This window comes from Kitasatospora putterlickiae (assembly GCF_039527695.1).
In the GTDB taxonomy this organism is placed as follows: domain Bacteria; phylum Actinomycetota; class Actinomycetes; order Streptomycetales; family Streptomycetaceae; genus Kitasatospora; species Kitasatospora putterlickiae.
Genome location: NZ_BAAAKJ010000087.1, coordinates 11648 through 18680 on the forward strand (window position 1 = coordinate 11648; position 7033 = coordinate 18680).

At 71.2% G+C, this 7033-nt stretch carries 10 protein-coding genes and 1 tRNA gene; 7 read left to right on the forward strand and 4 right to left on the reverse strand.

Annotation, left to right across the window (positions count from 1 at the left end):
* Positions 1 to 4: 4 nt before the first annotated feature.
* Positions 5 to 628: a cysteine hydrolase family protein gene (locus ABD308_RS09670; protein ID WP_344330863.1), complete on the reverse strand. Its 624-nt coding sequence runs from the start codon at positions 626 to 628 to the stop codon at positions 5 to 7.
* Between the two features lie 71 nt (positions 629 to 699).
* On the opposite strand from ABD308_RS09670, the gene ABD308_RS09675 reads away from it, so the two are divergent.
* From ABD308_RS09675 to ABD308_RS09685, 3 genes are all read left to right on the forward strand, one after another.
* Positions 700 to 1662: a GlxA family transcriptional regulator gene (locus ABD308_RS09675; protein ID WP_344330865.1), complete on the forward strand. Its 963-nt coding sequence runs from the start codon at positions 700 to 702 to the stop codon at positions 1660 to 1662.
* Between the two features lie 138 nt (positions 1663 to 1800).
* Positions 1801 to 3174 (forward strand): glutamate--tRNA ligase, encoded by a 1374-nt coding sequence (gltX, locus tag ABD308_RS09680; protein ID WP_344330932.1) that lies wholly within the window; start codon positions 1801 to 1803, stop codon positions 3172 to 3174.
* A 195-nt stretch (positions 3175 to 3369) separates the two neighbouring features.
* A complete protein-coding gene (locus ABD308_RS09685) occupies positions 3370 to 3888 on the forward strand; it encodes a cupin domain-containing protein (RefSeq protein ID WP_344330867.1) in 519 nt (172 codons plus the stop codon).
* Positions 3889 to 3939: 51 nt separating this feature from the next.
* Here ABD308_RS09685 and ABD308_RS09690 read toward each other — a convergent pair whose 3' ends face one another.
* The 3 genes from ABD308_RS09690 to ABD308_RS09700 form a co-directional block, all read right to left on the reverse strand.
* Complete coding sequence (locus ABD308_RS09690; RefSeq protein ID WP_344330869.1) at positions 3940 to 4233, reverse strand: hypothetical protein; 294 nt, start codon at positions 4231 to 4233, stop codon at positions 3940 to 3942.
* 113 nt (positions 4234 to 4346) lie between these two features.
* Positions 4347 to 4811, reverse strand: coding sequence for a hypothetical protein (locus tag ABD308_RS09695; RefSeq protein ID WP_344330871.1), 465 nt, complete (start codon positions 4809 to 4811; stop codon positions 4347 to 4349).
* Positions 4812 to 4951: 140 nt separating this feature from the next.
* The gene (locus tag ABD308_RS09700; RefSeq protein WP_344330873.1) at positions 4952 to 5425 is read right to left on the reverse strand and encodes an ATP-binding protein; all 474 of its coding nucleotides are present in this window, start codon (positions 5423 to 5425) and stop codon (positions 4952 to 4954) included.
* A gap of 168 nt (positions 5426 to 5593) precedes the next feature.
* Here ABD308_RS09700 and ABD308_RS09705 point away from each other — a divergent pair, with 168 nt between their 5' ends.
* The 4 genes from ABD308_RS09705 to ABD308_RS09720 all read left to right on the forward strand — a co-directional run bounded on the left by ABD308_RS09705 (position 5594) and on the right by ABD308_RS09720 (position 7027).
* On the forward strand, positions 5594 to 6547 hold the full coding sequence (locus ABD308_RS09705) for a helix-turn-helix domain-containing protein (RefSeq protein ID WP_344330878.1): 954 nt from the start codon (positions 5594 to 5596) through the stop codon (positions 6545 to 6547).
* Positions 6504 to 6641 carry a DUF397 domain-containing protein gene (locus ABD308_RS09710; RefSeq protein WP_344330884.1) on the forward strand — a complete coding sequence of 46 codons (138 nt, stop codon included), beginning with the start codon at positions 6504 to 6506 and terminating at the stop codon, positions 6639 to 6641. The genes ABD308_RS09705 and ABD308_RS09710 overlap by 44 nt, the downstream gene beginning before the upstream one ends.
* 40 nt (positions 6642 to 6681) lie before the next feature.
* Positions 6682 to 6900, forward strand: a complete 219-nt coding sequence (locus tag ABD308_RS09715) for a DUF397 domain-containing protein (protein ID WP_344330890.1) — start codon at positions 6682 to 6684, stop codon at positions 6898 to 6900.
* A 43-nt stretch (positions 6901 to 6943) separates the two neighbouring features.
* Positions 6944 to 7027: transfer RNA gene (locus ABD308_RS09720), tRNA-Leu, on the forward strand.
* The last annotated feature ends 6 nt before the right edge of the window (positions 7028 to 7033 follow it).

Here is a 7033-nt window from a genome sequence, read left to right on the forward strand (position 1 = left end):
CGGGTCAGGACCAGCTGACGGTGGCCGGCTCGCCGGTCTTCGCCGCCGTCACCACGGCCTCGGTGGTCACCACCTTGGCGAACCGCATCGCGTGCAGCACCGTCCGGGTGGCACGGGCGAGTTCGGCGGCGGGGACGGTCACGCCGTCCGGGCCGGTCTGGTCGAAGGCGTGCATGGCGTCGACCGGGAAGACCGCGTCGTAGCCGAGGTTGCCCGCCATCCGCGCGGTGGTCTCGTTGCACACATTGGTGATGATCCCGGTGATCACCACCTGCCGGGCGCCCCGCTCCTGGAGCCAGGCGTGCAGGTCCGGGGTGCCGTAGAACGCGCTGTTCACCGTCTTGGTGACGTGCAGGTCCGGCGTGACGGCCGCCACGAAGTCCTTCAGCTCGTAGCCCGGCGTGCCCTCCGCGAGCGGCCCGGCCGCCGAGGCGTGCTGGACGGTCACCACCGGGCGTCCGGTGGCCCGCCACACGTCGATCAGCTCGCCGATCCGCCGCTCGGCCTCGGGGTTGTCGCGCTCGCCCCAGAACGCGGTGTCCTCGAAGCCCTTCTGGACGTCGATGACGACCAGGACGGCGTCGGAGTCGATGGTGAGCGGGGCGTCGAAAGCACTGGTGTTCGTCATGCGTCCATCCTGCGGCGGGCCCGGACGGCGGCGTGAGCGGCAGTGGAGCCACCCATCGATACGATCCTGCCATGCGAGTGGTGGGGTGTGTGATCTTCGACGGTGTCCGGCCGTTCGACTACGCGGTGATCGGCGAGGTCTGGGCCAACCGGGGCAGCCGGCCCGGCGTGCCGGCGTTCGACCTGCGGATCTGCGGGCCGGACGGCGCCCGGGTCCGGTTCGACGGGGGGCTGGAGCGCGTCCCGGACTTCGGGCTGGACGCGCTCGCCGACTGCGACCTGGTCGTCGTGCCCGGCATGCAGCGGCCCGAGGAGCCGTCCGACCCCGCTGTCGTCGCCGCCCTGCGCGCCGCCCACGCGCGGGGCGTCACCCTCGCCTCGCTGTGCGCGGGCGCCTTCCTGCTCGCCGAGGCCGGCCTCCTCGACGGCCGCCCCGCCACCACCCACTGGGCGTTCGCCGACCGCCTCGCCGAGCGCTTCCCGGCGGTGGACGTCCGCCCCGAGGTGCTGTTCACCGGCGAGGGCGGCCTGTGGACCTCGGCCGGGGTGGCGGCCGGCATCGACCTCTGCCTGCACCTGGTCCGCGCCGCCCACGGCGAACGCGCGGCCGCGGCGATCGCCCGCGCCATGGTCACGGCCCCGTTCCGCTCGGGCGGCCAGGCCCAGTTCATCCCTTCGCCGGTGCCGCAGCCGACGGCGGCCGACGACCCGCTCGCCCGCGTCCGCACCGAGGTCCTCGCCGCCCTCGACACCCCCTGGACGGTGCGCCGGATGGCGGCGCTGGCCGTGATGTCCGAGCGCACCTTCGCCCGCCACTTCGTCGCCACCACCGGCACCACCCCGCTGCGCTGGCTCCTCGACCAGCGCGTCCTCACCGCCCAGCGCCTCCTGGAGGACACCGACCTGCCCGTCGACGTGGTCGCCACCCACTGCGGCTTCTCCTCCGCCGTCTCGCTGCGCCCACCGTTCACCACCCGCCTGGGGGTGCCGCCCCGCGAGTACCGCCGCACCTTCCGGGGGCGTGACGCGGGCTGACCGGGCGGATGCGGGCGGATGCGGCCGGATGCGGGGTGCGCGTGCCGGGCACCCCGCCCCGGCCCGATACCCTTGGGTTTCATGACCACCGAGGTATCCCGTCCCGTCCGCGTCCGTTTCGCTCCGAGCCCCACCGGCATGTTCCACGTCGGCGGTGCCCGCTCGGCGCTGTACAACTGGGCGACGGCACGACAGCAGGGCGGTGTCTTCGTCCTGCGGATCGAGGACACCGACGCGGCCCGCAACAAGCCCGAGTGGACCGACGGCATCATCAGCGCCCTCGCCGCGATCGGCATCCACGAGGGCGACCCGGGCTTCGAGGGCCCGTACTTCCAGTCCGCCAACGCCGACAGCCACCGCGCCGCCGCCGAGAAGCTGTACGCGGCCGGCCGGGCCTACTACTGCGACTGCACCCGCGAGCAGGCCGCCGAGCGCTCCGGCTCCGCCCAGACCGGCTACGACGGCTTCTGCCGTGACCGGGGCCTGGAGTACGCCGAGGGCCGCGCGCTGCGCTTCCGCACCCCGGACGAGGGCACCACCGTCGTGGTGGACCTCATCCGCGGCGAGCCGGCCTTCCCGAACTCCGCGATCGAGGACTTCGTGATCGCCCGCGGCGACGGCAGCCCGGTGTTCCTGCTGGCCAACGTGGTCGACGACCTGGAGCAGGGCGTCACCGAGGTCATCCGCGGCGAGGAGCACCTGTCGAACACCCCGAAGCAGCAGCTGCTGTGGGAGGCGCTCGGCGCCACCCCGCCGGTCTGGGCGCACCTGCCGGTGATCGTCAACGAGAAGCGGCAGAAGCTGTCCAAGCGCCGCGACAAGGTGGCGCTGGAGGACTACCTGGCCGAGGGCTACCTGCCCGAGGCGATGGTGAACTACCTGATGCTGCTGGGCTGGGGCCCGAAGGACGATGTCGAGATCCGTCCGTACGCCGAGCTGGAGCAGCTGTTCCGGATCTCGGAGGTGAACGCCGCCTCGGCCTTCTTCGACGTGCAGAAGCTGCGCTCGTTCAACGGCGAGTACATCCGCGCCCTGTCGGTGGACGAGTTCATCGCCGCGACCGCGCCGTACCTGGCCGCCGACCGCGCGCCGTGGCCGGCCGAGGCCTTCGACGCCGCGGCCTACGCCCAGCTGGCCCCGCTCGCGCAGTCCCGGATCGCGGTGCTGGGCGAGATCGTCGAGCAGGTCGACTTCCTGTTCCTGGCCGAGCCGGTCCAGGACGAGCAGTCGTGGGCGAAGGCGATGAAGAACGCGGACGTCGCGCTGGCCCTGCTGCGCACCGCCCGCGAGAAGCTCGCCGCGCTGGAGGCCTTCGAGGCCGACGCGCTGAAGGCCGAGCTGGAGGCCGTGGCCGCCGAGCACGGGCTGAAGCTGGGCAAGGCGCAGGCGCCGATCCGGGTCGCGGTCACCGGCCGCACGGTGGGCCTGCCGCTGTTCGAGTCCCTGGAGGTGCTGGGCCGCGAGCGGACCCTGGCCCGCCTGGACGCGGCGGCGGAGCGCCTGGCGGCCTGACGGCAGCGCCTTTCCGAGGACCGAGGGCCGTACCCCGCAGACGCGGGGTGCGGCCCCCGGGCGTTTCCGGGCCAGAATTGACCTTTGATTCTGCTCCGGAAATGCCCCTCACCTCTGGTCTCCGGCCTCCGTAGAGTGATCATCACAAGGTCACGGCAGGGAAGCCGGGGCCGCCCGAGACGGGGGAGAACCACCATGAACGCCAACCCGATCAGCCCGACCAGGCCGCTGCTGACCCGCGCCGCCACCGCCGAGACCACCAGCGACCCGAGCAGCGTGATGACCCTGCTCGCCGACTGCGGCACCGACGGCAGCCCGGTCACCAGCTACCGCTCCACCTTCGCCGAGGGCGCGGTCGGCGCCCCGGCCCACTTCCACACCCGGGCCTCCGAGCTGTTCTTCGTGATCGGCGGCTCGCTTCAGGTCCTGCTGGACGACACGGTGGAACTGCTCGGCGCCGGCGACCTCCTGCTCGTCCCCCCGCACACCCCGCACGCCTTCGCCGCCGCCCCCGGCTCCGAGGCCGACGTCCTGTTCGTCTTCACCCCGGGCATGCCGCGCTTCGACTACCTGCGCCTCCTCGGCCGGGTGATGCGCGGCGAGGCGAGCCCGCAGGAGATCAAGGACTCCTCCGAGCTGTACGACAACCACTACGTGGACAGCCCCCTCTGGCGTGCCACCCTGGAGGCCGCCGCAGCCGGTGCGGGCGCGTGAGTACGCGGTTGCGCGGGAAGTCGGCCCGCCCGACTTCCCGCGCAACGGAGGTCAGCGGACGAACACGGAGGAGCCGAACTCCTGGGTCGTGTGGCCGCCGGGGGGAACGACCGCGAGCACGTGTCCGGTGCAGTGCGGGCCGTCGTAGACGAGGACGTACTCGTCGGTGTTGTTCCGCAGGATGAGCGGGAAGACCGGTGCGTCGTAGCAGCCGCTCGGGTTCTCGATGACCACATTGGGGGAGATGAGGAGCTGCCCGTCGGCGGCGAGGGCCGTGGTGGGCAGCGCGATGGCCATGGTGCCGGCGGCGGCGAGGGTGCCGAGGACGGTCGCGAGACGTCGCATGGATGACTCCTTGGGGGTCAGGGGATCAGGGGCGGACGTGCCCCGAACACAACCTCCCCGCCCGCAGAAGTAGCCGCAATTTCCGTGCGCCGTATAGGTGATGCGTGCACGCATTAACCCATGCGAACGGATGCGCTGGCGGCCGGGGGCTGCCGGCTGTGGAGGTGGCTGTCCGGGAAGTCGGCCGGCTCGCGCATCACCAGGGCGGAGAGCACGGGCCAGTACGCCGTCAGCCCGGTCACCGTGACGCAGCCGGTGTCGTGGGGGAGCCGGGGCAGGCGGGCGGTGAAGCAGTCCTGGTGGTGATGGACGTGCACGGGGATCAGCAGCGAGTCCAGGCGGATGTCCCGGCCGAGGTGCGGCAGGTCGCCGAGGCCGTCCGTGCCGCGCCCGCTGTTGGCCAGGAAGTTCCACAATGCGGTGACCGGGTCGACGAGTTGCCGGGACGTGGACACCGTGGCCACCGGCTCGTTGTCCGGCAGGTGGTAGCCGAGGTCGATCTGGAGGAGGTCCCCGTCGGTGCCTTGCCGCCCCATCGCGAGCGGCCAGTCGGCGGGCGCGTCCCGCAGAACGGCCACCGGCTCGCCGAACGCCAGCGCCGTCTCCCGGTCGGTGGGGAGGTGGAAGTCCCTCGGGGTGATGCCTCGTACACCGTTGCCTCCATGGGTGGTTGGGCGACCGAGCCTAACGGCCGTCGGGCGCCCGATGGAGGGGAACGTCAGGCCGTGACGAGCTTCGGGGCGCGGCCGAGGGCGAGGTCGGCGCTGCCGGGGGCGGGGGCGATCAGCGCCCAGACGAACTTGCCGACGCCACCGGCGCGGGGGCAGCAGCCCCAGCGTTCGGCCAGTTCGTTGACGAGGAAGAGGCCGCGGCCGTGCTCGCTCTCGGGGTGGGCGGGCGGTTGGAGGGCGGGGCGGCCGGTGCCGGCGTCGTGGACTTCGAGCCGGAGGCGGTCGGCGACGACGGAGAACCGGATCTCGACGAGCCGGTCCGGCGGCGCGTCGCCGTGCTGGACGGCGTTGGCGAACAGCTCGCCGAGCAGCAACTCGCCGATGTCCGAGAAGCGTTCACCACAGGGCATTCCGGCGAGATAGGCGCGGAGGACGGTCCGGGCGAGGGGGGTGGATTCGACCCGCGAGGCGAGCCGGGCGGCGAACTCGCGCGGCCGGCGAGAGGCGTGGTGGAAGGGCATGGGGACCTCCGGGGGGTGAGGGGGGAGTGGAACAGGCGCGCGAGCAGGGCGCAGGAATCACGCTGTGCAAGCGAATAACTCCGTTCCGAGATCAATCATCGGGTTCCGGATGTACGGTGACGACCAAATCGCCGTGCGGGGTGTGTGCGGCACGTGAGGGGAGCGGTCATGGCACACCGGAGGATCAAGCGGGGGCCGACGGCGAGCTCGGCGGTGATGTTCGGTGAGGAGCTGCGCTTCTACCGGGAGATGGCCGGCTACACGCAGGAGGAGTTGGCCAAGCTCCTGCACTGCGACCGCACGGTGCTGACGCGCTGCGAGAGCGGCAAGCGCCGGATGCAGCCCGAGATGGTCGAGGACGCCGACCGGCTGTTGGATACAGGTGGCTCGCTGAAGCGACTGTGGGACCGGGTGGACTGGAATGCGGAGATCGAGCACCCGGACTGGTTTCAGGATCACGCGGAGATGGAGGCTGAGGCGGTCGCGCTTCGATTGGTCCAGTGCTCGGTTGTGCACGGCCTGCTGCAGTGTCCCGCGTATGCGAGAGCCGTGTTCGAGGCCGGCGATGAGGCGAACAACCCTGCGTTGATCGAGGAACGAACGGCGGCCCGACTCGGAAGGCAGAAGCGTTTTCTCGACCCCGATGGGCCGTTGCTCGTGGCCATCCTTGACGAGAGCGTGATCCGGACGGCAATCGGCGGACCGGGAGTGATGCGGCGCCAGATGGACCATCTGCTGTCGGTCGCCAGGCTTCCCAACATCGTGATCCAGATTGTGCCGTTCGGGCATCGGCGGATGGTCATCGACAAGTCCATGGTTCTGCTGGAGATGCCCGATGGTCAGCACTGGGTCTACTCGGAGAGCCTGGATCGAGGCCACCCGAGCAATGTTCCGTCCATCGTGTCGGGGCATCAGCGTCGCTATGATCGGCTGCGTCGCGAGGTGCTCTCGATGGACGACTCGCTTTTGCTGATTGCGAAGGCGCTGGAGGGGTTCAAGGATGAAGAGGAACGAGCTCGACGGAGCCGTCTGGCGCAAGAGCAGCTACAGCGGCAGCAACGGGGGCGACTGTGTCGAGGTGGCCCTCGTGTCGCCTACCCCCGGCGTCGTTCCGGTGCGTGACTCCAAGGACCCCTCCGGGCCGGTCCTCCTCTTCCCCGTCGCCTCCTGGCGGTCCTTCCTCGCCGGACTCTCCCGTGAGGACTTCCGTTCCTGATCAGCGTCTGCCTCTGTCTGGTGCGCGAAGGGGTGTCACCATGGATGGGATCGATCTCAGCGCGGTCGCTTGGCGCAAGAGCAGCTACAGCGGCGGCAACGGGGGCGACTGCATCGAGGTGGCCCTCGCGTCCCCTGCCCCCGGCGTCGTTCCGGTGCGTGACTCCAAGGATCCCTCCGGGCCGGTCCTCCTCTTCCCTTCCGCCTCCTGGCAGTCCTTCCTCGCCTCCCTCCGGGACGGCTCCCTCCCCGTTGGTTAGGGGCACCCCTGGGGATGGGCTACTATTTACCCATCACCCAGTTGCGCGGGTGGCGGAATAGGCAGACGCGCTGGATTCAGGTTCCAGTGCCCGAAAGGGCGTGGGGGTTCAACTCCCCCCTCGCGCACAGATG